The sequence below is a fragment of the Allobosea sp. FG18 genome (assembly GCF_057809495.1).
The window spans coordinates 143,611-170,111 of the sequence record NZ_JBMDKB010000008.1; the positions used below are offsets into that span (position 1 = coordinate 143,611).

A 26,501-nucleotide genomic window follows, 5' to 3' on the forward strand; every position below is an offset into this window, starting at 1 on the left:
TCCCCGCTGTCATCCCGGACGCAGCGAAGCGGAGATCCGGGATCCATGCCTGAGCTTCCCGAGGTCGGCGTTCCGGCATGGATCCCGGGTCTCCCTGCGGTCGCCCGGGATGACGGCGCGAAGGAATATGGGGCGGAGAAGGAGAGACCAGGCATGACCGGCTCCCTCACCATCGTCGGGCTCGGCCCGGGCACAGCGGAGTGGATCACGCCGGCCGCGCAGGCGGCACTCGATGCCGCGAGCGATATCGTCGGCTACGGCCCCTATGTCGACCGGGTGCCCGAAAGGGCGGGATTGACCAAGCATGCCTCCGACAACCGCGTCGAGGTCGAGCGCGCCTCGCATGCGCTGCAACTGGCGGCGGACGGCCGGACGGTCGCGGTGGTCTCGGGCGGCGACCCCGGCGTCTTCGCCATGGCGGCGGCGGTGTTCGAGGCGCTGGAGGCCGGCCCCCCGGAATGGCGCGGGCTTCCGATCAGTGTCGAGCCCGGCATCACCGCGATGCTCGCGGCGGCGGCGCGGGCCGGGGCCCCACTCGGCGGCGATTTCTGCGCGATCTCGCTCTCGGACAATCTGAAGCCCTGGGACGTCGTGACGGCACGGCTCGAAGCGGTGCTCACTGCGGATCTGGTGATCTGCCTCTACAACCCGATCTCGAAGGCCCGGCCCTGGCAGCTCGGCAAGGCGCTGGAGCTGGCGGCCAAACAGCGCGACGCGACGACGCCGGTGCTCTTCGCCCGCGCCGTCGGGCGACCGGACGAATACCTGCGCATCCTGACGCTGGCGGAGGCCGTCGCGGCTGCCGGCACCGCCGACATGGCGACGCTGGTGATGATCGGGGCGTCGGGCACGCGCCTGATCGCGCGCGAGGGCGCCGCGCCTTACGTCTACACGCCGCGCTCGGTCGCGAAGATGCCCTGCGCCACCAGCCAGGGCAGGACCTGATCGATATGATCGACGGTCTCGACATCGGGCTTGGGCGGGCGCTCCACCATCACCACCGGCAGGGACAGCCGGCGCGCCGCCACGAGCTTGCCGACCGTCGCCGGCCCGCCGGAATTCTTGCTGACCAGGATCTCGACGCCCTCACGGCGCATCAGATCCTCCTCATCGTCGACGTCGAAGGGGCCGCGCTGCTGGATGACATCGACATGCGGCACCGGCAGACGGTCCCCGATCGGTTCGATGACGCGGACGAGATAGCGATGCTGCGGAGCGTCGGCGAAAGTGGGCAGCTCCAGACGACCGACGGTGAGGAAGACGCGCCGTGGCGCGTCGCCCAGCGCCTGTGCGGCGGCCTCGATATCGGGCACGGACTTCCAGCGATCGCCGGCACGCGGCTTCCAGGAATCGCGGCGGATCGCGAGCAGCGGCACGCCTTCGGCCTTGCAGGCATGCTCGGCATGGAAAGGCATGATCGCGGCGAAGGGATGGGTCGCGTCGACGACGGCGACGATGCCTTCCTCGACCAGATAGCGCCTCAAGCCCTCGACACCGCCGAAGCCCCCGATGCGAACCGGCAAATTGGTTGGGCGGGGATCGACGGTGTGGCCCGCCAGCGAGATAATGGCGCGGATATCGGGAGCCTGATCAGCCAGGTGCTGGTCAAGCGCAGCAGCTTCAGTCGTTCCGCCAAGGATGAGGACGGTCATGACGACAGTTTTGCGTGAATCGGGTGTTCTGTCGAGCGTCGAGGTGCCAGCTCCCTGGCTCGCGCTGATCGGTCTCGGCGAGGACGGTGCCACGGGCTTAAGCCGCGAGGCGCTGGCCGCGCTGAACGAGGCCGAAATCGTCTTCGGCGGCGAGCGGCATATCGCGCTCGTCGGCTCCGTGCCGGGAGAGCTTCGGCCCTGGCCGCAGCCTTTCCGCAACGCGCTCCCGCAGATTTTGGCCGAGCGCGGCCGCAAGGTCTGCGTGCTCGCGACCAGCGATCCGTTCCATTACGGCATCGGCAACAGCATCAGCCGGGCGATCCCGGCCGAGGAGATGCGGATCATCCCGCAGCTCTCCTCCTTCTCGATGGCCTGCACGCGGATGCGCTGGCCGCAGGAGGAATGCGCGCTGGTCTCGCTGCATGGCCGCACGCTCTACCGGATCGTGCCGCATCTGCAGCCGGAGGCCCGCATCCTGGCCCTGTCCTGGGACGAGACGACGCCGCGCGCCGTCGCCGAACTGATGACCGCCCGCGGCATGGGCGCGAGCCGCATCGTGGTGATGGAATCGCTCGGCGGGCCACAGGAACGCATCCGCGAGACCCGCGCCGACGCCTTCGCGCTCGACGATATCGTGCCGCTCAACCTGATCGCGGTCGAGGTCGCGGCCACCCGCGACTCCCGCATCCTGCCGCTGGCGCCGGGGCTCGACGAGGAGTGGTTCGCCCATGACGGGCAGATCACCAAGTCGGAAATCCGCGCGATCACGATTTCGGCACTCGCCCCGCGCGGCGGCGAATTGCTCTGGGATGTTGGCGGAGGCTCGGGCTCCGTCGCGGTCGAATGGTGCCAGCGCCACCTGCGCAACCGCGCTATCGCCTTCGAGGCGAAGCCGGAGCGGGCCGAACGCATCAGGCGCAACAAGCTCGAACTCGGCGGCCTCTCCGTCGAGGTCACCGGCGAGGCGCCTGCGGGTTTCGTCGGCCGCGAGGCGCCAGATGCAGTCTTCATCGGCGGTGGTTTGACCGAGGAAGGGCTGTTCGACGCCGCCTGGGCGGCGCTGAAGCCGGGCGGGCGGCTCGTCGCCAATGTTGTGACGATCGAAGGCGAGGCCAAGCTCGCCGCGCTCCATGCCAAGCATGGCGGCTCGCTCAGGCGCATCTCGATCGACCGGCTCGCGCCTGTCGGCGGCAAGCATGGCTGGCGCCCGGCGATGCCGGTGACGCAATGGCGGGTCGAGAAGCCTTGACGCGCCTCGTTCAATCCACGCGGTCATCCCGGACAAGCCGCGTTTGCGGCGCCGATCCGGGATCCATTCCGGAACGGTTCAGGCATGGATCCCGGGTCTTCCTTCGGTCGCCCAGGGTGACGGCGTGTATTATCACAGGGATTTCCCGATGACCGGCCGCCTCATTGCCGGCATCGGCATCCGGCCCGGCACGGAGGCTGCCGATATCCTCGCCTGCCTCGATCAGGCCCTGGCGAGCGCAGGGCTTGCGGGTGCGCAGACGCCGCGCTTCGCCACGCTGGCGAGCCGCGTGGCGGAGGCCGGAATGGTCGCTGCCGCGACCGAACGCGCGGCCGAACTCGTCGCCATCCCCGACGAGGCCCTGAAGGGCTTCGAGGCCGCCTGCGCGACGCGCTCGACCCGAATTGCCTCGCTCTACGGCGTCGGCTCGGTGGCGGAAGCCGCGGCGCTGGCTGCCGCAGGTCCCGGCGGCGAACTGGTGCAGCCGCGCATCGCAACCGCGCGCGTGACCTGCGCGCTCGCCAGAAGCCCCGCATGACCATCCATTTCATCGGCGCCGGCCCCGGCGCACCCGATCTCATCACCTTGCGTGGACGCGACCTGATCGCGGCTTCGCCTATCTGCCTCTATGCGGGCTCGCTGATCCCCAAAGCGATGCTCGACTGGTGCCCGCCCGGCGCGCGCATCGTCGACACCGCCCCGCTCGATCTCGACGCGATCACCGCCGAGATGGAGGCAGCGCATCGCGCCGGGCAGGACTTGGCACGGCTGCATTCCGGCGATCTCTCGATCTGGAGCGCCTGTGGCGAACAGATGCGCCGACTCGACAGACTCGGCATTCCCTATACGGTGACGCCGGGCGTGCCGGCCTTTGCCGCGGCTGCCGCCGTGCTGAAGCGCGAGCTGACCTTGCCTGGCGTCGCGCAATCGCTGGTCCTGACGCGTACCTCCGGCCGAGCCTCGGCCATGCCCGAGAAGGAGAAGCTCGCAACCTTCGCCGCTTCCGGCGCGACGCTCGCCATCCATCTCTCGATCCATGTCGTCGAGCAGGTCGTGGCGGAGCTGACACCTTTCTACGGGGCCGATTGCCCGGTTGCGGTCGTGTTCCGCGCGACATGGCCGGATGAGACCGTGCTGCAAGGCAAGCTCGCCGATATCGCCGGGAAAGTTCGCGCCAGCGCGCTTGAACGCACCGCGCTGATCCTGGTCGGGCCGGCACTGGCCGCCGACGATTTCGGCGAGAGCGCGCTCTATTCGGTCGATTACGACCGCCGTTTCCGGCCACGAGGCGGACAATGAACGCGCGCGGGCTGCTCATCGCCGCGCCGCGCTCCGGCTCCGGCAAGACCACGATCACGCTCGGATTGCAGCGCGCGCTGGCACAACGTGGTCTCACCGTGCGCGGGCTGAAATGCGGACCGGATTATATCGACCCGGCCTTCCATGCCGCTGCGACGGGTGCGCCCAGCGCCAATCTCGACAGTTACGCCATGACCGACGGGTTGCTCGGGCGGATTGCGAGAGAAGCGGTCGATGCCGCCGACATCGTCATCGCCGAGGGCTCGATGGGGCTGTTCGACGCCGTGCCGGGCGAGGTCGGGCATACCGGCGCCGGCGCCGATATCGCCGCGTTGACCGGCTGGCCGGTCGTGCTCGTCATCGACGTATCCGGGGCGGCGCAATCGGTCGCGGCGGTCGCGCTCGGCTGCAAGCTCTACGATCCGCGCATCCGCATCGCCGGCGTGATCCTCAACAAGGTCGCGAGCACCCGTCATGAACGGCTGGTCCGGCAAGGCATGGAGCGCATCGGCTTGCCGGTCCTCGGCGCTCTGCCGCGCGAAGCGAGCCTGATCCTGCCGGAACGCCATCTCGGGCTGGTCCAGGCCGGCGAGACCGCCGACCTGCATGCACGGCTGAATGCCCTTGCGGAAGCCGTCTCGAAGGCCGTCGATCTCGATGCGGTCATGGCAGCTGCCGGCGCGACGACGCTCCCGACAGCGATCGACGACAACGCCCCGGCCCTGCCCGCACCCGGCCGCCGGATCGCCATCGCTCGTGATGCCGCCTTCTCCTTCGTCTATCCGCATGTCGAGGCAGGATGGCGCGCGGATGGTGCGGAGCTTGTGTCGTTCTCGCCTTTGAGGGACGAAGCACCGCCCGAGGATTGCGATTCCTGCTGGCTGCCGGGCGGCTATCCGGAGCTGCATGCCGGCACGATCGCGGCGGCGGGGCACTTCCTTGAAGGCTTGCGCGGCTTCGCCGAAACGCGGCCGGTACATGGCGAGTGCGGCGGATACATGGTTCTCGGGCGCAACCTGACCGATGCCGGGGGCGTCGTGCACGAGATGGCCGGCCTGCTCTCGGTCGAGACCTCCTTCGCGAAGCGGAAGATGAATCTCGGCTATCGCCGGGCGGTTCTGGCGGCGCATGGCCCGCTCGGGGCAGCCGGCACGACCTTGACCGGGCATGAATTCCACTATGCAAGCATCGTCGCGCAGGGCGAGGACCCGCCCTTCGCCGTGGTGACGGACCCGCACGGCTCGGCGCCCGTTCCCGCCGGAAGCCGGCGCGGCCTTGTGACGGGCTCGTTCTTCCACGCGATCGCGACGGCAGGCCCGGCGTGAGCCAGGCGCCGGTCTTCGACGCAAGCTTCGCCCGGCAGTTCGAGGAACTGCTGCGCTGGCGGCGCGATGTCCGGCGGTTCAAGCGTGATCCGGTCCCGGACGCGTTGATCGAAGCGCTCCTGGCACAGACCAGTCTCTCCCCTTCCGTCGGACATGCGCAGCCCTGGCGCTGGGTCGCCGTGGCGCAGCCAGCACAGCGCGCGGCCGTGCAGGAGAGCTTCGGCCGCTGCAATGCGAATGCGCTTGCGTCCTATGACGGCGAACGGGCGGCGCTCTATGCCCGCCTCAAGCTGGAAGGCTTGCGAGAGGCGCCCGTCCAGTTCGCCGTGTTCTGCGATCATGGCACCGAGCGCGGCCATGGCCTCGGCCGGGCCACCATGCCGGAAATGCTGGACTATTCGGTCGTCGCGGCCATCACGCAGTTCTGGCTGTCGGCGCGCGTCCACGGGCTCGGCGTCGGCTGGGTCTCGATCCTCGATCCCGGCGCGATTACCGCCGCCCTTGATACACCGCCGGCGTGGAAGCTCGTCGCCTATCTCTGCGTCGGCTGGCCGGAGGAGGCATGCGACGTGCCCGAGCTGGTCAGGGCTGGCTGGGAGCGCGGCTGAGCGCGAGGCCGGCGAGATCGCGGCGCAGGCCGAAGGAAACCAGCACCGCCAGAAGGGCGAGGATCGCCACGAGCCAGGCCGCGGCCGTCCAGCCGATGCCGGAAATCGCCAGCCCGACCACGGCCGATCCCAGGACCTGGCCGAGATTGCTGCCTTGCATCAGCAGCCCGATGCTGGCCGGAACCAGATTGCGGCGGCGCTGACGCGACTTTGCGCCGAACCACAGCTTCACGACGGCTGAAACGAAGAAGGCCGGCCCAAGGGACCGGCCTTCGATGGTATGAACCAGGAACGGTGCGTCAGCGGCGGAAACCGCCGCCGATCGCGCCACCGAGCACGCCGCCGACGATCCCGCCGAAGATCGCCGCGCCGGCGCTGTCACCGGCATCGCCTTCACGGGTCCGGACGCGGCCCTGATAGCCGGTGCTGGTCGTGCCCCGACGCGGTGTCGTGGTCGTGCCCTGATAGGCTTGGCCACGCTCGCGGGCGAGGTCGCGCTGGTACATCTCGTCGCCGTCATAGGAGGAGACGTTGCGGGTGGCAGCCTTGCCTTCCCCGGCGGTCTTGGTGCTGCGCTTCTTCTCGGCCGCGGCCTTCTCCTCGGCGAGGACAGCCTGATAGGCGGTCTCGCTCTGGACGCGGAGCGCGCTCACCTGCATCGCGGTCAGGAAGCCTGTCTCCGGGATGCTGCGCGACTTCTGCCAAGCCTGGATCGCCTTGCGATGGCTCGGACCGAAGGCGGCGGCAGCCTTGCCCGGCTGGAAGCCGCTGACGCGCAGGCGGGTCTGCACTTCGCGCCGGCCCTTGGCGTCGAGCTTCATCGCGGTCTCGGTCTGCGCGGTGCCGATCTCCTTCTTCAGCGCCTCTTCGGTGACGCCCGGAGGGGTCGCCAGGAAACCGCTCGCAGGCTTCGACGCTTCGAGGCTGGCGAGGCGGTTGCGGGCGAAGGTCGCGAACTGGCCCGACGGGAAGGCGTCGAGATAGGCGCGGTAATCGGCGGCTGAATTGCCGCGCTCGGCGACTTCCCAGGTCTTGATGTCGATCTGGGCGCGATCGAGCGCAGGAGCGGCAGGCATCGCCGGCATCGGCACGGCCGCGTCGATGGTCTTGGTCGCGGCCACGCCGGCATCAACCGCGGCGAGCTTCAACGTCGGGTTCATCTTGAACTCGCCGATGATCGAGGAATTGGTCCAGGGCTTCTGCTTCTTGTTGGTCGTTTCCCAGACATCGGCACGCACGCGGTCCATCACCGTGGTGATCGACACTTCCGGCGTCTCGATATGCTTGAGCAGCGCACTGGTGAAGGGGCTGTTGCCGTCGCGCTCGCCATCGAGCGCCGTGGCGCGCGGGTCGGTCGCGAAGGCGATCAGGATGCCTGAGGCCGATTGCGTCTCGATCGCGGTCAGACCACGGGTGACGGCACGCGACTTCGCGGCGAGCTGGGCGGCGAAGGGGTTGTCGCGGCAGGCGTCGAGGATGACGATGTTGACGCGCTCGTCGCGCTGCATCTGGCGCAGCACGAGCTGGACGTTGACCGCGCGGAAATCGAGATCGGCTTCCGAACGCAGCGAGGCGTCGACGGGGATCAGGTAGTTCTCGTCGCCGACGGCGATGCCGTGGCCGGCATAATAGACGAGGCCGGCCTTGGCGCCGTCGAGCTTCTGCGCGAACTCGCGCACGATGCCCGTCATCTCGTCCATCTTGAGGTCGTAGCCCTCGACGACGTCGAAGCCGAGACGCTTCAGCGCAGCGGAAATGCCCTTGGCGTCACGCTGCGGATTGGCGAGCGGCGGCACCGCCGTATAGGCGCTGTTGCCGATGACGAGCGCGACCCGCCGCTCGGGCACGGCCGCAGAGCCGGGAGAGGCCAGCGCCACCGCTGAGAGCACCAGCGCAAAGGCGACAGCCATTCGGGCACGGAACCCTGGAACCAGAGACGCGAAGTTCACGACAACCTCCCCAATTCGGCAATCGGCTGCCCGCCCGCAACGGTCGGCGCAGCGCACAATCAAAAAACACGGCGGCAATATGGACGAAAGGTGGCCGTCTTTTTTACCGCAACACGCTCCGGTGGTAAACCGGAACATCCCTTCGTCGCGCGAACCCCGGCGTCGGTTCAAACACTGCGCCGAATCGCGCGCCGGATCGCGAGCATCGAACCGGCGCGGAGGCGCCTGCATCCTTCGTTTGCATGAGACGCGCAGCATAAGACGAAGGGATGAGTGCACGCCTGCCAAGACCGCTTTGAAACCCTCCAGCGTTGACTTATGCCCGGAGCGCGGTGCAGCATGACATGCAAGGGGAACCGCTTAAAAAAGAAAGAGCAAGCTGATGAAGGCTGGCAACCGGCATGTCTGAGGATACTATTCTTTCGACATCAGGCCTTACAAAAGAATTTGCCGGCTTTACAGCTGTGAACGGCGTAGATCTCCGTGTACGTCGCGGGTCTATTCACGCTCTGATCGGGCCGAACGGCGCCGGCAAGACAACCTGCTTCAATCTGCTGACCAAATTCCTGGCGCCGACGCGCGGCTCGATCGTCTATAACGGCCGCGACATCACGCGCGAGAAACCGGCCGAGATCGCAAGGCTCGGGCTGGTGCGCTCGTTCCAGATTTCGGCGGTGTTCCCGCAGCTCTCGGTGCTGACCAATGTCCGTATCGCCCTGCAGCGGCGCAAGCGCGGCGATTCGTTCGATTTCTGGCGTTCCGAGAGTTCGCTCAAGGAGCTCGACGCCGAGGCCGCGAGCCTGGTCGACGCCGTCGGCCTCACCCCGTTCCTCGGACTGACCGCAGGCGAACTCAGCTACGGCCGCAAGCGTGCGCTGGAGATCGCGACGACGCTGGCGCTCGACCCCGAAATGCTCTTGCTCGACGAGCCGATGGCCGGCATGGGCCGCGAGGATGTCGAGCGCATCGCGGCGCTGATCCGCAAGATCTCGGCCAACCGCACCATCCTGATGGTCGAGCACAATCTCTCGGTCGTCGCCTCGCTCTCGGACCGGATCACCGTTCTGGCGCGCGGCCAGGTGCTGGCGGAGGGCGACTACGCCACCGTCTCGAAGGATCCGCGCGTGGTCGAGGCCTATATCGGCTCGGGAGTCGGCCATGGCCACCACTGAAGCGCTGAAGAACCCCGTGGCTGCCGCAGGCACCGCCCCGCTGCTCAAGGTCCGCAGCCTGGAAGCCTGGTATGGCGAGAGCCATGTCCTGCATGGCATCGATTTCGACGTGGCGCCCGGCGAAGTGGTGACGCTGCTCGGCCGCAACGGCGCCGGCAAGACCACGACGCTGAAATCGATCATGGGCGTGATCGGCAAGCGCAAGGGCTCGGTCGCGCTGGAGGGCAAGGAGACGATTCAGCTGCCCTCGCGCGCCATCGCAAGGCTCGGCATCGGCTTCGTGCCGGAGGAGCGGGGCATCTACTCGACCCTCTCGGTCGAGGAGAATCTGATGCTGCCGCCGCAGGTGAAGCCGGGCGGCCTGCCGGTCGAGCAGATCTTCACGCTCTTCCCCAACCTCAAGGAGCGGCTGAAGAGCCAGGGCACCAAGCTCTCGGGCGGCGAGCAGCAGATGCTGGCGATCGGCCGCATCCTGCGCACCGGCGCCAACCTGCTGCTGCTCGACGAGCCGACCGAAGGTCTCGCCCCCGTCATCATCGACCAGATCGGTGCCACCATCCGCATGCTCAAGCAAAAGGGCTTCACCATCATCCTGGTCGAGCAGAACTTCCGCTTCGCCCAGACGGTCGCGGACCGGCACTACGTGGTCGAGCAAGGCAAGGTGATCGACATGATCCCGAACGCCGAGCTCGACGCCAATATCGACAAGCTGCATCGCTATCTCGGCGTCTGAAGCAGCGCGATCCACCAGAACAGCACCGGCTCGCCCGGTATCGACAGAGGGAGAACGATCATGAAGCTGAAGACGATTCTCGCGACCACGGCGCTTGCGACCCTGATGGCGGCCCCCGCGCTCGCCCAGCAGATCTCGGTCAAGGCCGGCGTGCTGAACGACCGCTCGGGCCTCTATGCCGACCTCGCCGGCGAAGGCTCGGTGATCGCGGCGCGCATGGCGGTCGAGGACTTCAAGGCGGCCGAGAAAGGCATCAAGGTCGAGATCGTCTCGGCCGATCACCAGAACAAGCCCGACGTCGGCTCGACCATCACCCGGCAGTGGTACGACCAGGACGGCGTCGACCTGATCCTCGACGTGCCGACCTCCTCGGTCGCGCTGGCGGTGAGCCAGATCACCAAGGAGAAGAACAAGATCCACATCAACTCGGGCGCCGGCTCGTCGGACCTCTCCGGCAAGGCCTGCAGCCCCAACACCATCCACTGGACCTACGACACCTATGCGTTGGCGCAGGGCACCGGCGGCGCGATGGTGAAGGCCGGCGGCGACAGCTGGTTCTTCATGACCGCGGACTATGCCTTCGGCCACGCGCTGGAGCGCGACGCCAGCGCCACCGTCATCAAGAACGGCGGCAAGGTGGTCGGCGCGGTCCGCACCCCGTTCCCGGGCACCGACTTCTCGTCCTTCCTGCTCCAGGCGCAGGCCTCCAAGGCCAAGGTCATCGGCCTTGCGAACGCCGGCAGCGACACCACCAACGCGATCAAGCAGGCGGGCGAATTCGGCATCGTCGCCGGCGGCCAGAAGCTCGCGGGCCTGCTCGTCTTCCTGACCGACGTGCACTCGCTCGGCCTGCAGGCGGCACAGGGCCTCGTCCTGACCGAGTCGTTCTACTGGGATCGCGACGACGGCACCCGCGCCTGGTCGGAGCGCTTCGCCAAGCTCAATGGCGGCAAGAAGCCGACCATGGTCCAGGCGGGCGTCTATTCCGGCCTGCTGCACTATCTGAAGGCGGTCGAGGCGACCAAGAGCAAGGACTCGGCCACCGTCATGGCCAAGATGAAGGAGATGCCGACGGAGGATCCGCTGTTCGGCAAGGGCTCGATCCGTCCGAATGGCCGCAAGATGCACGACATGTATCTCTACGAGGTCAAGAAGCCGTCGGAGTCGAAGGGCCCGTGGGATTACTACAAGCAGGTCTCGGTGCTGCCGGCTGAGCAGGCCTTCCAGCCGCTGGCCGAAACCGGCTGCTCGCTCGTCAAGTGACGCCGCGGCTGAACGCCGCCAAGACGTCCTCCGCCGTCATCCCGGGCGACCGCAGGTCGACCCGGGATCCATCGGAGGGCTCCGGAACTCTACGATGGATCCCGGCTCTGCGCTTCGCCTGGCCGGGGTGACGAAGAGGATCGAGAGCCCACCCCACACGATGATCTGAGTCCCGCATGTTCGAGCTTCTAGGCGTTCCGCCGCAAGCGCTGTTTGGTCAGGTCCTGCTCGGCCTGATCAACGGCTCGTTCTACGCCATCCTCAGCCTCGGGCTGGCGGTGATCTTCGGGCTGCTCAACATCATCAACTTCACGCATGGCGCGCAGTACATGATGGGCGCCTTCGTCGCCTGGATGTGCCTGAACTATCTCGGCCTCAACTACTGGGCGGCCCTGCTGCTGGCGCCGATCATCGTCGGCGCGACCGGCGTCGCGGTCGAACGATTGCTGCTGAAGCGCATCGCCCATCTCGACCATCTCTACGGGCTGCTGCTGACCTTCGGCCTGGCGCTGATCATCCAGGGCCTGTTCCGCAACCAGTACGGCTCGTCCGGCCTGCCCTACGCGATCCCGCCGCAGCTGACCGGCGGCCAGAATCTCGGCTTCATGTTCCTGCCGAACTACCGCGCCTGGGTGATCGTCGCTTCGCTGATCGTCTGCCTCGGCACCTGGTTCCTGATCGAGAAGACCAAGCTCGGCGCCTATCTGCGGGCCGCGACCGAGAACCCGACGCTGACCCAGGCCTTCGGCATCAACGTGCCGCTCCTGGTGACGCTGACCTACGGCTTCGGCGTCGCGCTCGCCGCCTTCGCCGGCGTGCTCGCCGCGCCGATCTACTCGGTCAACCCGAACATGGGCGGCGACCTGATCATCGTCGTCTTCGCCGTCGTCGTGATCGGCGGCATGGGCTCGATCATGGGCGCCATCGTCACCGGCTTCTCGCTCGGCCTGATCGAAGGCCTGACCAAGGTGTTCTATCCGGAAGGCGCCGCCACCGTGATCTTCGTCATCATGGTGCTGGTGCTGCTGGTGAAGCCCGCCGGCCTGTTCGGCCGCACGGCCTGACGTAAGACGCAAGGACTGAAGACATGACCGACCTTGCCTCGACCGACGCCCCCGCCGCCGGCCTCTCGCTCGCCGAGACCGACGACGGCACCGCGCGCCTGCACCGCAACCTGTTCATCGCGATCGCCGTGATGCTCGCGATCGCGCCCTTCGTCGCCTATCCCGTCTTCGTGATGAAGGTTTTGTGCTTCGCGCTGTTCGCGCTCGCCTTCAACCTGCTGCTCGGCTATGGCGGGCTCTTGTCCTTCGGCCATGCCGCCTATTTCGGCATGGCGAGCTATGTCTCGGCCTATACCGCCAAGAACTGGGGCCTGACGCCGGAGCTCGCGATCCTGCTCGGCACCGCGGTCGGTGCCGTACTCGGCCTCGTCTTCGGCGCGCTCGCCATCCGCCGCCAGGGCATCTATTTCGCGATGATCACGCTGGCGCTCGCCCAGATGGTGTTCTTCTTCTCGCTGCAGACGCCGCGCTTCACCGGCGGCGAGGACGGCATCCAGGCCGTGCCGCGCGGCAAGCTCTTCGGCCTCGTCAGCCTTGCCGACGACCGCGCGCTCTATTGGCTCGTCGCCGCCATTTTCATGGGCGGGCTGCTGTTGATCTACCGCGTCATCCATTCGCCCTTCGGCCAGGTCTGCAAGGCGATCCGCGACAACGAGCCCCGCGCCATCTCGCTCGGCTACCGCGCCAACCAGTACAAGCTCATGGTCTTCGTGCTCTCGGCGACGCTCGCGGGGCTGGCCGGCGCGACCAAGGCGATCGTCTTCCAGCTGGCCTCGCTCACCGACGTCTACTGGACGATGTCCGGCGAGGTCGTGCTGATGACGCTGGTCGGCGGGCTCGGCACCGTCTTCGGGCCGATCGTCGGCGCCATCGTCATCGTCGCGATGCAGAATTATCTCGCGACGCTCGGCGCCTGGGTCACCGTCGTCCAGGGCGGCATCTTCGTGCTCTGCGTGCTGCTCTTCCGCGAGGGCATCGTCGGCGTCATCTCGAAGGCGATCAAGAAGCCGCTCTAAGAGCCGCGATCAAGGCAGCCGAACGACCGCTGGACCACGTCTGGACACCCTTGTCATTCCGGGGCGCGCCTCAGGCGCGAACCCGGACCCATGACTGGGCGCCCTCGATAGCTCCTTGCTGGCAGCTCACCCGGTCGTGGGTTCCGGGTTCTTCGCTACGCGAAGCCCCGGAATGACAAGGGTATCGCCAAGGCCGCTGCCATCCAGTCAAACGACATCTAACGGATCAACTTCGAGACCGTCCGGAACTGCGGATGCTCGGCACTCCCTAGCCATTCGAACAGCACCATCTCGGTGGTGACGATCTCGGCGCCATGGCTCGCCATGCGCTTCAACGCGATTGCACGCGATTGCGGCGCGCGCGAGCCGATCGCATCGGCGACCACGACGACCCGGCGGCGATGCTCCAGCAAGGTCAGCACGGTCTGCCCGACGCAGACATGCGCCTCGCAGCCGCAGACCACCAGTTCGCGATCTCCCGCCACGGCCTCAAGGAAGGCCGGCTCTGCACAGGCATCGAAACTCATCTTCGCTATGGCCGGCGCCACATCCGCCAGCGCCGGCACCGTCGCGCCGAGGCCGCGCGGATATTGCTCGGTCAGGACCGCCGGCACGTCGAGCAGACGCGCCGCCTCGGCGAGGCGCCCGGCATTGAGCAACACCGTCTCGCCGTCATGGATCGCCGGCATCAGCTTGGCCTGGAAGTCGATGACGACCAGCATGGCATTCTTCGCGGCGAGCAGCGGCATGATGGACCTTTCCTCCTGTGGCCGTCCGAGGACTTTCGCAACGCTCCAGGGCGCAGCTCCGCCGATCAGCGTGGAATCTGCGGAGCAAGCCTGGCTTGACTTGCCTAACGGCAGTCAACATGCAGACGACATGAACGGCAAACGGATCGTTCCCTTCGCGACGACGCTGCATGTGCGCGACCATTGCCTGTGCCTGCATGTGCAGCGCGCGGCGCGGGCGCTGGCGCGCCGTTTCGACGAAGCCTTGCGCCCGGTCGGGCTGACGAACGGCCAGTTCTCGCTGATGATGGCCCTCAATCGCCCGGTGCCGGCCTCGTTCGGCCCGCTGGCGGCGCTGCTGGCGATGGATCGAACGACGCTCACCGCCGCGCTGAAGCCGCTGCAACGGCGCGGACTCGTCGCTGTCGCTGTCGACCCGGCCGATCGTCGTGGTCGCCTGCTGACGCTGACAGAGGACGGGATGGTGCTGCTCGCCTCGGCCGTACCGATCTGGCAACGGACGCACGAGATCGTCGAGGCTGCCATGCCAGACGGCGCTCCCGCGACGTTGCGCGATACCCTGCCCAAGCTGGGCTGAGTCCAAGCTGGGTTGAGCTGCGGCAGCTTGCCCCGCCCGCGCCGCAGAGCCGCTCCGCCAACGCGCATCTGGCGCATGACCCACGCTGCGATTACCGTCCAGCCATTCCTCAGACGCAAGCAAGATCACAATCCACATGGACAAGCGGCTCGACGCCCCAACCCCGGCCGCAGCCATGTCCCCAGCGGATATCCGCTCGGTCCTGATCGGCGTCATGCTGGCGATGTTCCTCGCCGCGCTCGACCAGACCATCGTCGCGACCGCGCTGCCGACGATGGGGCGCGAGCTCAACGACGTGACGCATCTCTCCTGGATCGTCACGATCTACCTGCTGGCCTCGACTGCGGTGACGCCGCTCTACGGCAAGCTCGCCGATATCCATGGTCGCCGGGTGACGCTGCTCGCCGGCATCGTCGTCTTCGTGATCGGCTCGATCGCCTGCGCGCTGGCGCCCTCGCTCTGGCTGCTCGTCCTCGCGCGCTTCGTGCAGGGGCTTGGCGGCGGCGGGCTGATCGCGCTGGCCCAGACCATCGTCGGCGACATGGTCCCGCCCAAGGAACGCGGGCGCTACCAAGTCTATTTCGCCAGCGTCTTCATGTCCTCCTCGCTGCTCGGCCCGGTCCTCGGCGGCTTCCTCGCGGAGAAGCTGCACTGGTCGGTGATCTTCTGGATCAACCTGCCGCTCGGGCTCGGCGCCTACTGGATGTCGAGCGCAGCCCTGAAGCGCCTGCCGCGCCACGAGCGGCCGCACAAGCTCGACGTGCTCGGCGCCATGCTGATGACGCTGGCGACGGTTTCGCTGCTGCTCGCCCTGTCCTGGGGTGGCACCGCCTATCCCTGGCGCTCGCCTGAGATCGCCGGCCTCGTCACGGCCTCGCTCGTACTCTGGGCGCTGTTCGCCTGGCGCCTGCGCCGGGCGGCCGAGCCCTTGATTCCGCTCGACCTCTTCGGCAACCGCGTCGTCCGGCGCGGCACGGTCGCGGCCGGCTTCGGCATGGGCACCTTCATCGGCCTGACCATCTACCTGCCGCTTTATTTCGAGACGGTGATGGGCCTGAGCGCCACCCATTCCGGCCTCGGCCTGCTGCCGCTGACCTGCGGCACGGTGCTGGGCGCGACCAGCTCCGGCCGGGCGATGTCGCATCTCACCCATTACAAGCGCGTGCCGCTGGCCGGGCTGTTCGTCGCGATGACGGGGACGGCTGTTCTCGCCGCCTTCTCCGGCCGGATCCCGCTCCTGCCCTTCAGCATCATCCTCGCCGTGGTCAGCATCGGCTTCGGCACGCTCCTGCCCGTCGCGACCGTTTCGATCCAGAATGCCGTGCAGGCGCATCAGCTCGGCACGGTGACGGCGGTCGCCAATTTCTTCCGCCAGATCGGCGGGGCGCTGATCGTCGCGGTGTTCGGCGCGATCGTGCTCGGTGGCGTCGGCGGCGTCGGCGCGCAGCTCTCGCCCGAAGCGCTGAAGCTCGGCACCGTCGACCGCGAGACCATGGTCGTGTTGTTCCGCTATGTCTTCGGCGCCGCGAGCCTCGGTTTCGCCTTCGCCTGGCTGTCCCTGGCGCGGATGCAGGAACTGCCGCTGCGCGGTCGCGCCGTCGAGGCGGCCAAGGCGATCGGCGGCGAATAGCGGAGAACGGAACCTGGCCGACCGGCTGGGCGTTGCCTTGATCCCGTCATCCGTCCGGGCCAGCATGCCAGCATCCGCTAGCCAGGAGTTCCGCCATGTCCGATCTCGTCGTCATCGTCTATTCGACCGAGGCCCGCGCCGAGGAGATGCGCCAGAAGCTGATCGGCCTGCAGAAGGAATACCTGATCGAGATCGGCGATGCCGCCATCGCGGTGATGCACGAGGGCGGCAAGGTGAAGCTCAACCAGCTCCTGAACACGACCGCGATGGGCGCCGTGTCCGGTTCGTTCTGGGGGCTGCTGATCGGCGCGATCTTCCTGATGCCGATCTTTGGCGCAGCTCTGGGCGCGGCGTCGGGCGCGCTCGGCGGGGCGCTGACCGATTACGGCGTCGACGACAAGTTCATGAAAGACCTGTCCACCAGCCTGCAGCCCGGCAATGCCGCGCTGTTCGTACTGGTCAACAAGGTGACCGGCGACAAGGTGCTGGAGGCGATCCGGGGCACCGGAGGCACGGTGCTCAAGACCTCGCTCGATCGCTCGCAGGAGCAGAAACTGCGCGATGCGCTGGCCGATGCGCACAGCGCGGCGCCCGCGACGCAGACGCCGCCGGAACCTTACTCGCAGGGCACGGGTGCGCCGACGCCGGTGGGTTGAGGCTCAGCACCACCACAGCGTCATTCCGGACAAGCCGCAATAGCGGCGCCGATCCGGAATCCATCCAAGGGCGTCTCGCTCTATGATGGATTCCGGGTCTCCGCTTCGCTGCGCCCGGAATGACGGCGTTGTGTGAGGGGATCAGTCCCTGAGCAGCTCGTTGATGCCGGTCTTGGAACGCGTCTGCGCGTCGACCGTCTTGACGATGACGGCGCAGGAGAGCGACGGGCCCGGCGTGCCGTCCGGGAAAGGCTTGCCCGGCAGCGAGCCCGGCACCACGACCGAATAGGGCGGCACCTTGCCGACATGGACCTGGCCGGTGGCGCGGTCGACGATCTTGGTCGAGGCCGAGATGAAGACGCCCATCGAGAGCACCGAGCCCTCGCCGACGATCACGCCCTCGACGACCTCGGAGCGGGCGCCGATGAAGCAGTTGTCCTCGATGATGGTCGGGTTGGCCTGCAGCGGCTCGAGCACGCCGCCGATGCCGACGCCGCCCGAGAGATGCACGTTCTTGCCGATCTGGGCGCAGGAACCGACCGTCGCCCAGGTGTCGACCATGGTGCCGGAATCGACATAGGCGCCGATATTGATGAAGGACGGCATCAGCACGACGCCCGACGCGATGAAGGAGCCCTTGCGCGCGGCGGCCGGCGGCACGACGCGGAAGCCGGCGGCGCGGAAGCGATTTTCGCCCCAGCCCTCGAACTTCGAGGGGACCTTGTCCCAGAACACGGCCTCACCCGGACCATTCGCCATGATGACGTTATCGGTGAGGCGGAAGGAGAGCAGCACCGCCTTCTTCAGCCATTGGTGGACGATCCAGTCGGCACCCTGCTTCTCGGCGACGCGGGCCTGGCCCGCATCGAGCATCTCGATCGCCTGCTCGACGGCCTCGCGGACGGCGCCCTTGGTCTGGACGCCGATCTCGGCCCGGTTTTCCCAGGCGGCGTCGATGGTCTGGTTGAGATCGGCGAGGGACATCAGGTGGCTCCGGCGCTTCCAGAAAGATCGGCGCGAGCGATGGCGGATGCCGGCGGCTGCGTCAAGCCGGGCGGCGGCGCAGCAGATATGTGTCCATGATCCAGCCATGCCGCGCGCGGGCCTGCGCCCTCGCCTCGGCGATCTCGGCGGAGAGTTCGGCCAGAGGGCCGGCGCGCAGGATTTCGTCGGGCGTGCCGAGATAGGCACCCCAGTAGATGTCCAGCCCGGCGGGATCGATCTTGCCGAAGGTCTGCTCACCATCGAGCATCACGACGACGCTGTCCTGATCGGCCGGAAAGCCAGCCGCCAGCTTACGCCCGGTGGTGATCAGGATCGGCGCGCCGATCGTGTTGAGCGGGATGCGATGGCGCGCGGCGAGCACCTGGACGCTGCTGATGCCGGGATAGACCTGCCAGTCGAGGCCGAGGCCAGAGGCAGCGACGCGATCCATGATGCGCAAGGTGGAATCGTAGAGCGCCGGATCGCCCCAGACCAGCAATGCGCCGGTCTGCCCGTCCTGCAATTCCGCTTCGAACAGGGCGCGGTAGCGGGCCGCGATGCGCTCGTGCCAGTCATCGACGACGCCGTGATAATCATCGCCCGCCTCGGCGCGACGCGGAATTTCTACGGGAACGGTGCGGTAACCGGGCTTGCGGATGAAGCGCGCGCAGATCGCCTCGCGCAGGGCCCGAAGCGCGGCCTTCTCCTCGCCCTTGTCGGGAATGAACAGGATATCGGCGCGGTTCAGCGCCTCGATCGCCTCGATCGTCATGTGCTCGGGATTGCCGGCCCCGATGCCGATGATGAGGATGTTGCGCATGCTGCTCCGCCGTTCGCGGCGGCTTAGCACGGTCTCAAGCGCGAATGCGAGATCAGGCCCGGCCGAGCACGGCCATGCGGGCGAGATCGGCCTGCGTCGCGGGCGTCGCGTTCAGCGCCAGCGCCGCCTGAAGCGCCTCCAGATCCGCCTGGAGGCGCGGATGCCAGCCGCAAGGGCATGGCTGGTCACCGCAATGAGCATCCGCCACCTCTCTGTAGACAGAACCGACCGCTGCCGCCGCCAGCTCGATCAAAGCGAGCGGCGGCAGGCGAGTATCGTGGAGCGCGGCGCAAAAAGCTGTCATGACCGCCTCCCGGATCTCGGCACGGGCGGTCTCCAGCGATTCGGCGCTCCCCCGATCAGGCTGCACGTTCGATGCCCTTGATGGCGGCATGGCGGCGGCGCTGTGGCCCTTGGATGGGTTTGGGCCCCTGCTCAGGCAAGGTGACTGCAAGCAGCTCCACGAGCCGCTGCATATGCGGCGGCAGGGCCGCATCGGCGTCGAGATCGCCCGGCCCTTTGGCCAGCGCGAGCGCCCGGCGCAATTCCGGCCGGCTCGCCCCGGTGCGAACGATCTCGCGGATGATAATCTCGTCGATGCGGCCGATCGCGGCTGCGACATCGACCTCGGTGACGCCACCCATTCGGTTTCTCCGTCGGCTGATTCACTGATCGCAAGGGAGAGATAGGCGCGCCGACGATTCGATGCAAGCTATTGTTTTTACTACAGAAATAGAACTATTTTAAGGTAACGGGCCACTCTCGCCTGCAGGCGTGACCGCATCATGACCGAGAAGCTTAGATGTCGCGAGCAATCGACAGGCGGGCGCCATGGGACAGCCTGTGATCGAGCGTGACGAAGTTCCGACCCTGGAAAGCGACGCTGCTGACGCCCTGCCCACGATTGGCTAGATGTTCCGCGAGCTCTGCGTTGTCGGAACCAGACGCCTCGGACAGCCCGAGCGTCTGTGACCCCGTAGAGAACAAGGCCGATTCAGCACGGCGGCTCGACCTGCTGCCGGTGGCAAACGGCTCCTTTCCGAAAAGAGTTCGGTAGCGGGCAACGGAAACCGAAAAATCCTCAACCACGACGGAAACACACGCAACCCCGGTAACGCCGTTCGCGTGCCGACGTGCAGCACCGGTCGGGACACGCAGCTCGCGCGGTGTGACGTCCGCGACGAGAAAGGGGATGTCCGGCTCCGGCGGACGCGCCGAGCGCCAGGCGATGCGCGTGCCGTCGGGCTGGAGGCGACCGCCATCGATCGGCCCCTCCATGACGATGCCGGCGGCGCGCGCACGGGCGAGATCGGCGTCGAGATCATCCGGCAGCACGGCAAAGTCGACAAGGCCGGGGCCGGCGCGATCCAGCACCTGCCACCAGCGGAAATCCGGCACCGGGCGCGGGAAGGCGATGATTTCGAGATAGGCGCCGTCCTCGAACACGACGAGCGCGTTGCGCGAGCCGCGCGGGTGCTCGCCGCCGGGCAGAACGGTGAAGCCGAGCGCCGTGTAGTCGCGGACAGCCGCGTCGAGATCGGCAACAGCGATGACGATATGGTCGATCGAAAGCGGCATGGGTCTCGTCCCGTCGATGCTGGTCTCAGCGGCTCTGCGCGATAGCCTCGATGCCCGACATGCCGCCGAGCTGCGGCGCAAAACTCTCCCAGACCTTGCGCGCGCCGTCCTGCCAGCCCTGGCGATCCTCGGCCGGCACGACCTTGCCGCCTTCGGCTCTGGCGCGCACCATCGAGGCGTCCTCATCGGCCCGCATCAACTCGTCGAAATAGGCGATGCCCTCGCTGACCGCAGCGGTCAGCGCCTCGCGGTCCTGCTGCGTCAACGCCTTCCAGAAGGGCGCGGCGAACATCACGACGCCGCTTGCCCAGATATGGCCGGTCTCGATCAGCACCGGCACGACCTCGTACAGGCGGAAACCGACATAGGCCGACTTGGTCAGGTCCATGCAGTCGACCACGCCGGTCTTGAGCGCGTTATAGGTCTCGGGGATCGGGATCGGCGTCGGATGGGCGCCGAAGCCCGACCAGAGCGCGGTATGGAGCGGGCTCTGGATGACGCGGATGCGCTTGCCCTTGACCGAGGCTGGGGTGGTCAGCGCCTCCTTCGCGAGGAGATGGCGGGCGCCGTAGTTGATGAAGCCCGGCACGACGAAGCCCTGCGCCTGATAAAGCTCCTTCAGAGCGTCTCCGAGCGGTCCCGCGAGCACGCGCCCGAGATGGCCGCGATCGCGGAAGAGGAAGGGCAGATCGAGGATCTGCCCTGCGGGCACCCAGGTCGAGAGCGAGGACACGGTCGAGAGCGCCGCCTGGATCGAACCGAGGCGCAGGCCCTCGGCGACCTCCTTCTCGCCGCCGAGCGCGGCATTGGGCACGACCCGCAGATCGAAACGGCCGGGCGCCGTGCGCTCCAGGATATCGGCGATGCGCCGCCAGATCTTCGTCTCCGGCTTGTCCTCGCCCAGGAGCGAGGCGACGGTCATGGGCCGGCCGGCGGCGAAGGCCTGTCCGCCCTTCAGGATGGCGGGCGCGGCGAGCGAGCCGGCGGCGAACTGGCGGCGGGTGATCAGCAAGGCGTGGCTCCTTCGGCGGATACAGCGGGATCGCGCGAAACGCGCCCCGCTGCAAGAGGCCGTCGCTCAACCGGAGAAGACGCCCTCGAAGACGGTGGCGCTGATCGGGTTACGCTGGCTCGGCGTCTCGCGTGCCTGCAAGGCCTCCGGCAATTGCGCCTTGTCGCCGGGCTTGCCGATGGCAACGGCGGCCTCGACGCGGTAGCCCGCCGGCAGGTTCAGGGCCTGCGGCGCCCGCGCCTGATCGAAACCGGCCATGCCATGCGCCTGCCAGCCGATACGCACCGCCTGCAGAGCGAGATTGGCCCAGGCCGCGCCAGCGTCGAAGGAATGAGTATAGGACGGCACCTCCTCGGTCTTGCCGGGAACCGCCATGGTCTCCTTGGAGACGACGAAGATCAGCGCAGCGGCATGCTTCGCCCAGGACTGGTTGAACGGGTTGAGCAGGCCGAGCAGTGCCGGCCAATGGGCCGTGCCACGCCGCGCATAGATGAAACGCCAGGGCTGCGAGTTGTAGGAAGACGGCGCCCAGCGCGCCGCCTCGAACAGCACCTTCAGCCCGGCCTCGGAGATGATCTCGTCGGTGAAGGCGCGCGGCGACCAGCGCTCGAGGAAGAGCGGGTCGATGGCGTGATCGGCGGCGCGGCTATTGGCAGTAACGGTCATCGATGGTCCTGACGGCGTGGGCAGCGGCGGCGACAGCCGACGCGATAGAGGCAGCAGAATCGGCATCGCGGATCGACCCGTCAAGGAACGGGAAATCTCTAGAAAGGCCATTTTCTGCAAAGCCTTGCTGATTTCGATTACCTTATGGGGAAGTACCTCCGTCGCATGACCGCTGCGATCGAGGCAATCATTCTTGCGTGAAACGCATGTCATAACCGACCGGCTCCCGCAGCGGTGGATTTTAGCGATGCCGATCGGCTATCCCGAGAGGTGCCGCCGACGGAGACGATGATGACCGAGACCCATGAGATCGCCTCCGACAGGCTACGCGCCACGGTGCGGGCACAAGGCGGCGAATTGATCGCGCTCTCCGACGCAAACGGGCCGGCGCTCTGGAACGGTGGGCCGGAATGGCCGCGCCATGCACCGGTGCTGTTCCCGATGGTCGGGCGCCTCACCGACGACACGTTGATCCATCAGGGGCATTCCTACCGCCTGACCCAGCATGGCTTAGCGCGCGACAGCCTGTTCTCCTGGGTCGAGCGCAGCGCCGACCGGGCGGTGCTGGAATTGCGCGAGAGCCCGGAAACGCTGGCGATCTATCCGTTCCGGTTCGTGCTGCAGATGATCTACGCGGTCGCGGGCGATACGCTGACCGTGACCTCGCGCGTCAGCAATCCGGCCGAGGTGCCCTTGATCTGCGGTGTCGGCGCGCATCCGGCCTTTCTCTGGCCGCTAACCGAAGGCATCGCGAAACAGGCGCATCGGCTGACCTTCCCGCAGGCGGAGCCGGGTCACGGCCTCGGCGTCGAAGCCGGCCTGCTGACCGCGCCGATCCCCCTGCCTTTCTCCGGCAAGGAGCTCGATCTCGACGAGCGCCTCTTCGTCAACGATGCGATCGTGATCCCCGATACCGCCAACCGCTCGGTGCGCTTCGCGGCGATCGACGCGTCAGGACGGGAGAGCCGCGCCGTGACGGTGAGTTGGGAAGGTTACAAGGACCTCGGCATCTGGTCGAAGCCATCAGGCGCGCCGTTCCTGTGCATCGAGCCCTGGTACAGCATGGCGAGCCCCGCCGGCTGGCAGGGCGAAATCGCGGAAAAGCCCGGCATCCTCCGGTTGGCGCCGGGCGAGAGCCGCGATTTCGTCTGGCGGGCGACGCTTTAACGTTTCACCCGCGCCGTCATCCCGGGCGGAGCGAAGCGGAGACCCGGGATCCATGCCGGAGCGCATCCGATAGAAGCTCAGGCATGGATCCCGGATCGGCGCGGCTGACGCCGCTTGTCCGGGATGACCGTTCAAAGGGGAAGCGGGGAGAATTTCCCCTCGCGTCACTTCTTCTCGACGTTCCAGAACAGCATGACCGGCGCGGCCAGGACACCGGCGACATTGGTGCGCCGGGCATAGGGCTGATCGAACTGGCCGAGCACCCGATAGGGCTGCATCTCGGTCAGGCGCTTGTGCAACGCCTCCAGCGCCAGCTTGCGGCTGGCGTCGTCGGGCGCATCGACGAAGGCGCCGCGCAGCTTCTCCGCCTCGGCATCGCAGGGCCAGCCGGCCCAGGCCCGCTCGCAGGCCATGTTGGTGCCGATATTGGTCAGGGGCGACTGCATGGTCGCGCCCGAGGCGTAGGTGACGAAGAGGTTCCAGCCGCCCTGGTCCGGCGTGCTCTTGTTCTGCTGGCGGGTGGTGACGGCGCCCCAGTCGGCGAACTGGACATCGACATTGAAGCCGACGGCCTTGAGCGCGGAGGCCGCGACCTCGGCCATGCGGCCGATCGGGGCGATGTCGTTGCTGGTCGAGAGCACGAGCTTCTCGCCCTTGTAACCGCTCTCCTTCAGCAGCTCGCGGGCCTTGTCGAGATTGGGCTTGGCATAGCCCTCGCTGCCGATCTCCGTGCCGTTCGGGCCGCCGCAGACGAAATAGGCGTTGCAGCGCTTCCACCATTCCTCGTCGCCGAAGCCGGCCGCGAGGAAATCGGCCTGCTCGGTGGCATAGGCCAAGGCGAGCCTCGCCTTCGGATTGTCGAAGGGCGGATGGAGATGGTTCGGCCGCAGCATCACCTGATTGGCGAGGTTGGAATAGCGGTCGACCTTGACCTGCTTGTTGGTCGAGATGACCGGGATCAGGTCCTGGCTCGGCTGCTCCCAGATGTCGATCTCGCCGGTCTGGAGCGCGGCAGCGGCGGTCGCCGCATCCGGCATGATCTGCCATTCGACGCGGTCGACCTTGACGACGCGCCCGCCGGCGAGCCCATCAGCCGGCTCGGAGCGCGGGACGTAATCGGGATTGCGGTCGTAGACGACCTTCGAGCCGCTGCGCCAATCCTCACGGTTGAACTTGAACGGGCCGGAGCCGATCGTCTCGGTGATCGGCTTCATCGGGTCGGACTTGGCGTCGGACTCGCGCATGATGACGGGGATCTGGCCGACGGCGGAACCCAGCGCGAAGGGCACCAGCGCCATCGGCCGCTTCAGCTTGAGGCGGAAGGTGGCGTCGTCCACCGCCTCCATGCCATCGGTGTATTCCGCGAGCTTGCCGCCGATGGTGTCGCGCTTCATCCAGCGGCCGAGCGAGGCGATGACGTCCTTGGTCGTCACCGGCTGGCCGTCATGGAATTTCAGGCCGGGACGGAGCTTGAAGGTCCAGGTCAGCTTGTCCGGCGAGGTCTCGAAGCTCTCGACCATCTGCGGCTTCGGCTGGAGGTTCGAATCCCAGGCGAAGAGCGTCTCGTAGATCATCAGCCCGTGCATACGGGTGATGACGATGGAGGCAGCGACCGGATCGAGCGTCTTGAGGTCGGCATGCGGCGCGACCCGCAGGATGCGGTTCGAGGCCGGCTGCGACTGCGCCGATGCCGGAAGCGGCAGGAACGCGGCCGCCGACAGCAGCAGCGCGGCGGTGAAACGGGATAGTTGCATCAGGCGTTCTCCTCCTTCGTCACCGGCCCTGCGGCTCGCCCCTCTGCGGAGCCGCTTCAGCCGGCGCGTTTCATGCTCGTTGCATCTGCAAAATTCTTGCCCGATGGCCGGCAACCCGCAAGCTGCCTTCCGCATCGAGCCAGAGGCAGGGTCGCGCAAGCCAGGGGCCGTGCTGGTGGCTGGCGAGCGCACGACCATTCGGCAGCGGCGTCAGGCGCGACACCGTCCCGCCGGAAGGCCAGGGCATCAGGGCCGTACCGTCAGCCCGGATTTCGATCTCCGTGCCGAAATGCAGATCACGCCAGCGCCCGACCAATCGCGCATCGAGCGGCGTATCGGCCGGCACGCGAGCGAGCGAGCGCTGCACGCCGCCGATCAGGCCGGTGAGGCGATCCTTCCCTTCCTGTTTCAGGCGGATGTCGAGATAGGCCGGCAGGCTGCGCAAACTGCCGTCGCCATCGGTGATCAGACGCTCGAAACCACCCATATAGCTGATCGAATCCGTGGCGAGCTCGGCCCAGAACGGCCCTTCGTCGCTGACGAACAAGCCTGTTGGCGCATTCGCGATCGTGGGGAGTTCCTGCCCGAGCAAGCTCGCCAGCACGCTCAGAGCCGGCCAGAGCGCCTCTTCCTCGCGATTGGTCAGCACGACGACGCCGACGCCATGGGCCGGCGACATCCAGAAATGGTTGCGGTAGCCGGCGAGCGAGCCGCCATGGCCGACGATCTTGGCCTCGCCTAGCCGGCTGCAGACCAGGCCCAGGCGGTAGACGCTCTCGCTGCCGTCAGCGAAATGGCGCGGCGCGGTCAGGCGCTCCAGCATGCCGGCGAGCGGGCCTCGGCCGGCCAGCAGACCCGAGGCCCAGCCGGCGAGGTCGGCGGCGGAACCGACGATGCCGCCCGAGGCCGAAAAATGCGGGCCGTTATGGCCACGCCGCCAGGACGTCCCATCGTTCCAGTAGCCCGTGGCGAGGCCGGGCACGATCTCCGAGCCGTCATAGGGCAGGCGGAAGGAGGCACTCAGCTCGCCCGAGAGTTCCGCGACAGTCTCCTTATAAGGCTTACCGGTGACCTGCTCGAGGATGCGCTGCCCGAGCCGCCAACCGGTGTTGGAATAGGCCATCTCGGTGCCGGGCTCGGCACTCAGCGAAGGCAGGCGGCAGGCAAACGCGAAGACCTCCTCCGCGCTCAGTGTCGCGGTGAAGGGCACGCCCTGCTGCCAGAGGGACTCCATCATGTCCGGCAGGGCGCCGGTCATGTCCAGCGCCCGGCCGAGTTCGACCGCGGCGAGCGGCGCCGGCAATTCGCCGAGCCAGCGGCCGAGCGGCGCATCCAGCGGGATGCCGGCGCGCAACAATGCCACCGCCAGGATATGCTTGCTGATCGAGGCGAAGCGGTTCGGCGTCTGCGGCGTGAAGGGCACGCCGTATTCGATGCTGGCGAGGCCGCCGGCAAAGGCTTCGCGCACGCCGTCGCGGTCGAACAGCACGACGGCGCCGCCCGGCCCCGCCGCACCCTGCCAGTTCGCGACGATCTCCTGCGCGCGGGTCGCGGCGCGGGTCCAATCCAAAGCCATGT

The 26,501-nt window shown here is 67.5% G+C and carries 28 protein-coding genes; 15 read left to right on the forward strand and 13 right to left on the reverse strand.

Features of this window, described 5'->3' with window-relative positions; all coding sequences use genetic code 11:
* Nucleotides 1-153 precede the first annotated feature (153 nt).
* Nucleotides 154-945 carry a precorrin-3B C(17)-methyltransferase gene (cobJ, locus tag ACODTJ_RS11350; RefSeq protein WP_454658534.1) on the forward strand — a complete coding sequence of 264 codons (792 nt, stop codon included), beginning with the start codon at nt 154-156 and terminating at the stop codon, nt 943-945.
* Here the strand turns inward: cobJ and ACODTJ_RS11355 are convergent.
* Nucleotides 888-1,652, reverse strand: coding sequence for a cobalt-precorrin-6A reductase (locus ACODTJ_RS11355; RefSeq protein ID WP_454658535.1), 765 nt, complete (start codon nt 1,650-1,652; stop codon nt 888-890). The genes cobJ and ACODTJ_RS11355 overlap by 58 nt on opposite strands.
* On the opposite strand from ACODTJ_RS11355, the gene cbiE reads away from it, so the two are divergent.
* From cbiE to bluB, 5 genes are all read left to right on the forward strand, one after another.
* Nucleotides 1,651-2,901, forward strand: a complete 1,251-nt coding sequence (gene cbiE / locus ACODTJ_RS11360; RefSeq protein WP_454658536.1) for a precorrin-6y C5,15-methyltransferase (decarboxylating) subunit CbiE — start codon at nt 1,651-1,653, stop codon at nt 2,899-2,901. The genes ACODTJ_RS11355 and cbiE overlap by 2 nt on opposite strands.
* Nucleotides 2,902-3,049: 148 nt before the next feature.
* The gene (locus tag ACODTJ_RS11365) at nt 3,050-3,439 is read left to right on the forward strand and encodes a cobalamin biosynthesis protein (RefSeq protein WP_454658537.1); all 390 of its coding nucleotides are present in this window, start codon (nt 3,050-3,052) and stop codon (nt 3,437-3,439) included.
* Nucleotides 3,436-4,200, forward strand: coding sequence for a precorrin-4 C(11)-methyltransferase (cobM, locus tag ACODTJ_RS11370; protein ID WP_298922784.1), 765 nt, complete (start codon nt 3,436-3,438; stop codon nt 4,198-4,200). The genes ACODTJ_RS11365 and cobM overlap by 4 nt, the downstream gene beginning before the upstream one ends.
* Nucleotides 4,197-5,525 (forward strand): cobyrinic acid a,c-diamide synthase CobB, encoded by a 1,329-nt coding sequence (locus ACODTJ_RS11375; protein ID WP_454658539.1) that lies wholly within the window; start codon nt 4,197-4,199, stop codon nt 5,523-5,525. The genes cobM and ACODTJ_RS11375 overlap by 4 nt, the downstream gene beginning before the upstream one ends.
* Nucleotides 5,522-6,133, forward strand: a complete 612-nt coding sequence (bluB, locus tag ACODTJ_RS11380; protein WP_298922786.1) for a 5,6-dimethylbenzimidazole synthase — start codon at nt 5,522-5,524, stop codon at nt 6,131-6,133. The genes ACODTJ_RS11375 and bluB overlap by 4 nt, the downstream gene beginning before the upstream one ends.
* On the opposite strand, the gene ACODTJ_RS11385 is transcribed toward bluB, so the two are convergent.
* Together ACODTJ_RS11385 and ACODTJ_RS11390 are read right to left on the reverse strand one after the other, a co-directional pair.
* The gene (locus tag ACODTJ_RS11385) at nt 6,108-6,464 is read right to left on the reverse strand and encodes a hypothetical protein (protein WP_488848845.1); all 357 of its coding nucleotides are present in this window, start codon (nt 6,462-6,464) and stop codon (nt 6,108-6,110) included. The genes bluB and ACODTJ_RS11385 overlap by 26 nt on opposite strands.
* The gene (locus tag ACODTJ_RS11390) at nt 6,433-8,043 is read right to left on the reverse strand and encodes a caspase family protein (RefSeq protein WP_454658540.1); all 1,611 of its coding nucleotides are present in this window, start codon (nt 8,041-8,043) and stop codon (nt 6,433-6,435) included. Before ACODTJ_RS11390 ends, ACODTJ_RS11385 begins: the two co-directional genes overlap by 32 nt.
* A 440-nt stretch (nt 8,044-8,483) precedes the next feature.
* Here ACODTJ_RS11390 and ACODTJ_RS11395 point away from each other — a divergent pair, with 440 nt between their 5' ends.
* From ACODTJ_RS11395 to ACODTJ_RS11415, 5 genes are all read left to right on the forward strand, one after another.
* Nucleotides 8,484-9,254, forward strand: coding sequence for an ABC transporter ATP-binding protein (locus tag ACODTJ_RS11395; protein ID WP_454658541.1), 771 nt, complete (start codon nt 8,484-8,486; stop codon nt 9,252-9,254).
* Nucleotides 9,241-9,987: an ABC transporter ATP-binding protein gene (locus tag ACODTJ_RS11400; protein WP_454658542.1), complete on the forward strand. Its 747-nt coding sequence runs from the start codon at nt 9,241-9,243 to the stop codon at nt 9,985-9,987. The genes ACODTJ_RS11395 and ACODTJ_RS11400 overlap by 14 nt, the downstream gene beginning before the upstream one ends.
* Nucleotides 9,988-10,047: 60 nt before the next feature.
* On the forward strand, nt 10,048-11,250 hold the full coding sequence (locus ACODTJ_RS11405; protein ID WP_454658543.1) for an ABC transporter substrate-binding protein: 1,203 nt from the start codon (nt 10,048-10,050) through the stop codon (nt 11,248-11,250).
* 176 nt (nt 11,251-11,426) lie between these two features.
* A complete protein-coding gene (locus tag ACODTJ_RS11410) occupies nt 11,427-12,314 on the forward strand; it encodes a branched-chain amino acid ABC transporter permease (RefSeq protein ID WP_454658544.1) in 888 nt (295 codons plus the stop codon).
* 23 nt (nt 12,315-12,337) lie between these two features.
* Nucleotides 12,338-13,330: a branched-chain amino acid ABC transporter permease gene (locus ACODTJ_RS11415; protein ID WP_454658545.1), complete on the forward strand. Its 993-nt coding sequence runs from the start codon at nt 12,338-12,340 to the stop codon at nt 13,328-13,330.
* 218 nt (nt 13,331-13,548) lie between these two features.
* Here the strand turns inward: ACODTJ_RS11415 and ACODTJ_RS11420 are convergent, their stop codons facing one another.
* The gene (locus ACODTJ_RS11420; RefSeq protein WP_454658546.1) at nt 13,549-14,079 is read right to left on the reverse strand and encodes a hydrolase; all 531 of its coding nucleotides are present in this window, start codon (nt 14,077-14,079) and stop codon (nt 13,549-13,551) included.
* 130 nt (nt 14,080-14,209) lie between these two features.
* Here ACODTJ_RS11420 and ACODTJ_RS11425 point away from each other — a divergent pair, with 130 nt between their 5' ends.
* The 3 genes from ACODTJ_RS11425 to ACODTJ_RS11435 all read left to right on the forward strand — a co-directional run bounded on the left by ACODTJ_RS11425 (nt 14,210) and on the right by ACODTJ_RS11435 (nt 16,942).
* Nucleotides 14,210-14,656, forward strand: a complete 447-nt coding sequence (locus ACODTJ_RS11425) for a MarR family winged helix-turn-helix transcriptional regulator (RefSeq protein WP_454659060.1) — start codon at nt 14,210-14,212, stop codon at nt 14,654-14,656.
* A 136-nt stretch (nt 14,657-14,792) separates the two neighbouring features.
* Nucleotides 14,793-16,286: an MDR family MFS transporter gene (locus ACODTJ_RS11430; RefSeq protein WP_488848849.1), complete on the forward strand. Its 1,494-nt coding sequence runs from the start codon at nt 14,793-14,795 to the stop codon at nt 16,284-16,286.
* Nucleotides 16,287-16,381: 95 nt separating this feature from the next.
* Nucleotides 16,382-16,942, forward strand: coding sequence for a DUF1269 domain-containing protein (locus ACODTJ_RS11435; protein WP_454658548.1), 561 nt, complete (start codon nt 16,382-16,384; stop codon nt 16,940-16,942).
* 141 nt (nt 16,943-17,083) lie between these two features.
* Here the strand turns inward: ACODTJ_RS11435 and dapD are convergent, their stop codons facing one another.
* From dapD to ACODTJ_RS11470, 7 genes are all read right to left on the reverse strand, one after another.
* On the reverse strand, nt 17,084-17,926 hold the full coding sequence (dapD, locus tag ACODTJ_RS11440) for a 2,3,4,5-tetrahydropyridine-2,6-dicarboxylate N-succinyltransferase (protein WP_454658549.1): 843 nt from the start codon (nt 17,924-17,926) through the stop codon (nt 17,084-17,086).
* Nucleotides 17,927-17,987: 61 nt separating this feature from the next.
* Nucleotides 17,988-18,746, reverse strand: a complete 759-nt coding sequence (gene cobF / locus ACODTJ_RS11445; RefSeq protein WP_454658550.1) for a precorrin-6A synthase (deacetylating) — start codon at nt 18,744-18,746, stop codon at nt 17,988-17,990.
* A gap of 52 nt (nt 18,747-18,798) precedes the next feature.
* Nucleotides 18,799-19,050, reverse strand: a complete 252-nt coding sequence (locus ACODTJ_RS11450) for a hypothetical protein (RefSeq protein WP_454658551.1) — start codon at nt 19,048-19,050, stop codon at nt 18,799-18,801.
* A gap of 55 nt (nt 19,051-19,105) precedes the next feature.
* Complete coding sequence (locus tag ACODTJ_RS11455; protein WP_454658552.1) at nt 19,106-19,390, reverse strand: hypothetical protein; 285 nt, start codon at nt 19,388-19,390, stop codon at nt 19,106-19,108.
* 154 nt (nt 19,391-19,544) lie between these two features.
* On the reverse strand, nt 19,545-20,324 hold the full coding sequence (locus ACODTJ_RS11460) for a VOC family protein (RefSeq protein WP_454658553.1): 780 nt from the start codon (nt 20,322-20,324) through the stop codon (nt 19,545-19,547).
* Nucleotides 20,325-20,349: 25 nt separating this feature from the next.
* Nucleotides 20,350-21,336: a TRAP transporter substrate-binding protein gene (locus ACODTJ_RS11465; RefSeq protein ID WP_454658554.1), complete on the reverse strand. Its 987-nt coding sequence runs from the start codon at nt 21,334-21,336 to the stop codon at nt 20,350-20,352.
* A 66-nt stretch (nt 21,337-21,402) separates the two neighbouring features.
* Nucleotides 21,403-22,002 (reverse strand): nitroreductase family protein, encoded by a 600-nt coding sequence (locus ACODTJ_RS11470; protein ID WP_454658555.1) that lies wholly within the window; start codon nt 22,000-22,002, stop codon nt 21,403-21,405.
* A gap of 291 nt (nt 22,003-22,293) precedes the next feature.
* On the opposite strand from ACODTJ_RS11470, the gene ACODTJ_RS11475 reads away from it, so the two are divergent.
* Complete coding sequence (locus ACODTJ_RS11475) at nt 22,294-23,169, forward strand: aldose 1-epimerase family protein (protein ID WP_488848853.1); 876 nt, start codon at nt 22,294-22,296, stop codon at nt 23,167-23,169.
* Between the two features lie 164 nt (nt 23,170-23,333).
* Here ACODTJ_RS11475 and ACODTJ_RS11480 read toward each other — a convergent pair whose 3' ends face one another.
* Both ACODTJ_RS11480 and ACODTJ_RS11485 read right to left on the reverse strand, forming a co-directional pair.
* Nucleotides 23,334-24,923, reverse strand: coding sequence for an ABC transporter substrate-binding protein (locus tag ACODTJ_RS11480; RefSeq protein WP_454658557.1), 1,590 nt, complete (start codon nt 24,921-24,923; stop codon nt 23,334-23,336).
* 70 nt (nt 24,924-24,993) lie between these two features.
* Nucleotides 24,994-26,499 (reverse strand): serine hydrolase domain-containing protein, encoded by a 1,506-nt coding sequence (locus ACODTJ_RS11485; RefSeq protein ID WP_454658558.1) that lies wholly within the window; start codon nt 26,497-26,499, stop codon nt 24,994-24,996.
* Between the last annotated feature and the right edge of the window lie 2 nt (nt 26,500-26,501).

What these genes read in the sequence shown, in the direction of transcription:
- ACODTJ_RS11460 (WP_454658553.1), bottom strand. Translation starts at nt 20,324, where the DNA reads ATGCCGCTTTCGATCGACCATATCGTCATCGCTGTTGCCGATCTCGAC.
- ACODTJ_RS11405 (WP_454658543.1), top strand. Translation starts at nt 10,048, where the DNA reads ATGAAGCTGAAGACGATTCTCGCGACCACGGCGCTTGCGACCCTGATG.
- ACODTJ_RS11410 (WP_454658544.1), top strand. Translation starts at nt 11,427, where the DNA reads ATGTTCGAGCTTCTAGGCGTTCCGCCGCAAGCGCTGTTTGGTCAGGTC.
- ACODTJ_RS11420 (WP_454658546.1), bottom strand. Translation starts at nt 14,079, where the DNA reads ATGCCGCTGCTCGCCGCGAAGAATGCCATGCTGGTCGTCATCGACTTC.
- ACODTJ_RS11480 (WP_454658557.1), bottom strand. Translation starts at nt 24,923, where the DNA reads ATGCAACTATCCCGTTTCACCGCCGCGCTGCTGCTGTCGGCGGCCGCG.
- ACODTJ_RS11430 (WP_488848849.1), top strand. Translation starts at nt 14,793, where the DNA reads ATGGACAAGCGGCTCGACGCCCCAACCCCGGCCGCAGCCATGTCCCCA.
- ACODTJ_RS11425 (WP_454659060.1), top strand. Translation starts at nt 14,210, where the DNA reads ATGAACGGCAAACGGATCGTTCCCTTCGCGACGACGCTGCATGTGCGC.
- ACODTJ_RS11485 (WP_454658558.1), bottom strand. Translation starts at nt 26,499, where the DNA reads ATGGCTTTGGATTGGACCCGCGCCGCGACCCGCGCGCAGGAGATCGTC.
- dapD (WP_454658549.1), bottom strand. Translation starts at nt 17,926, where the DNA reads ATGTCCCTCGCCGATCTCAACCAGACCATCGACGCCGCCTGGGAAAAC.
- ACODTJ_RS11470 (WP_454658555.1), bottom strand. Translation starts at nt 22,002, where the DNA reads ATGACCGTTACTGCCAATAGCCGCGCCGCCGATCACGCCATCGACCCG.
- ACODTJ_RS11400 (WP_454658542.1), top strand. Translation starts at nt 9,241, where the DNA reads ATGGCCACCACTGAAGCGCTGAAGAACCCCGTGGCTGCCGCAGGCACC.
- cobJ (WP_454658534.1), top strand. Translation starts at nt 154, where the DNA reads ATGACCGGCTCCCTCACCATCGTCGGGCTCGGCCCGGGCACAGCGGAG.
- ACODTJ_RS11375 (WP_454658539.1), top strand. Translation starts at nt 4,197, where the DNA reads ATGAACGCGCGCGGGCTGCTCATCGCCGCGCCGCGCTCCGGCTCCGGC.
- ACODTJ_RS11455 (WP_454658552.1), bottom strand. Translation starts at nt 19,390, where the DNA reads ATGGGTGGCGTCACCGAGGTCGATGTCGCAGCCGCGATCGGCCGCATC.
- cbiE (WP_454658536.1), top strand. Translation starts at nt 1,651, where the DNA reads ATGACGACAGTTTTGCGTGAATCGGGTGTTCTGTCGAGCGTCGAGGTG.
- ACODTJ_RS11365 (WP_454658537.1), top strand. Translation starts at nt 3,050, where the DNA reads ATGACCGGCCGCCTCATTGCCGGCATCGGCATCCGGCCCGGCACGGAG.
- cobF (WP_454658550.1), bottom strand. Translation starts at nt 18,746, where the DNA reads ATGCGCAACATCCTCATCATCGGCATCGGGGCCGGCAATCCCGAGCAC.
- ACODTJ_RS11415 (WP_454658545.1), top strand. Translation starts at nt 12,338, where the DNA reads ATGACCGACCTTGCCTCGACCGACGCCCCCGCCGCCGGCCTCTCGCTC.
- ACODTJ_RS11395 (WP_454658541.1), top strand. Translation starts at nt 8,484, where the DNA reads ATGTCTGAGGATACTATTCTTTCGACATCAGGCCTTACAAAAGAATTT.
- ACODTJ_RS11450 (WP_454658551.1), bottom strand. Translation starts at nt 19,050, where the DNA reads ATGACAGCTTTTTGCGCCGCGCTCCACGATACTCGCCTGCCGCCGCTC.
- cobM (WP_298922784.1), top strand. Translation starts at nt 3,436, where the DNA reads ATGACCATCCATTTCATCGGCGCCGGCCCCGGCGCACCCGATCTCATC.
- ACODTJ_RS11435 (WP_454658548.1), top strand. Translation starts at nt 16,382, where the DNA reads ATGTCCGATCTCGTCGTCATCGTCTATTCGACCGAGGCCCGCGCCGAG.
- ACODTJ_RS11390 (WP_454658540.1), bottom strand. Translation starts at nt 8,043, where the DNA reads ATGGCTGTCGCCTTTGCGCTGGTGCTCTCAGCGGTGGCGCTGGCCTCT.
- ACODTJ_RS11355 (WP_454658535.1), bottom strand. Translation starts at nt 1,652, where the DNA reads ATGACCGTCCTCATCCTTGGCGGAACGACTGAAGCTGCTGCGCTTGAC.
- ACODTJ_RS11475 (WP_488848853.1), top strand. Translation starts at nt 22,294, where the DNA reads ATGACCGAGACCCATGAGATCGCCTCCGACAGGCTACGCGCCACGGTG.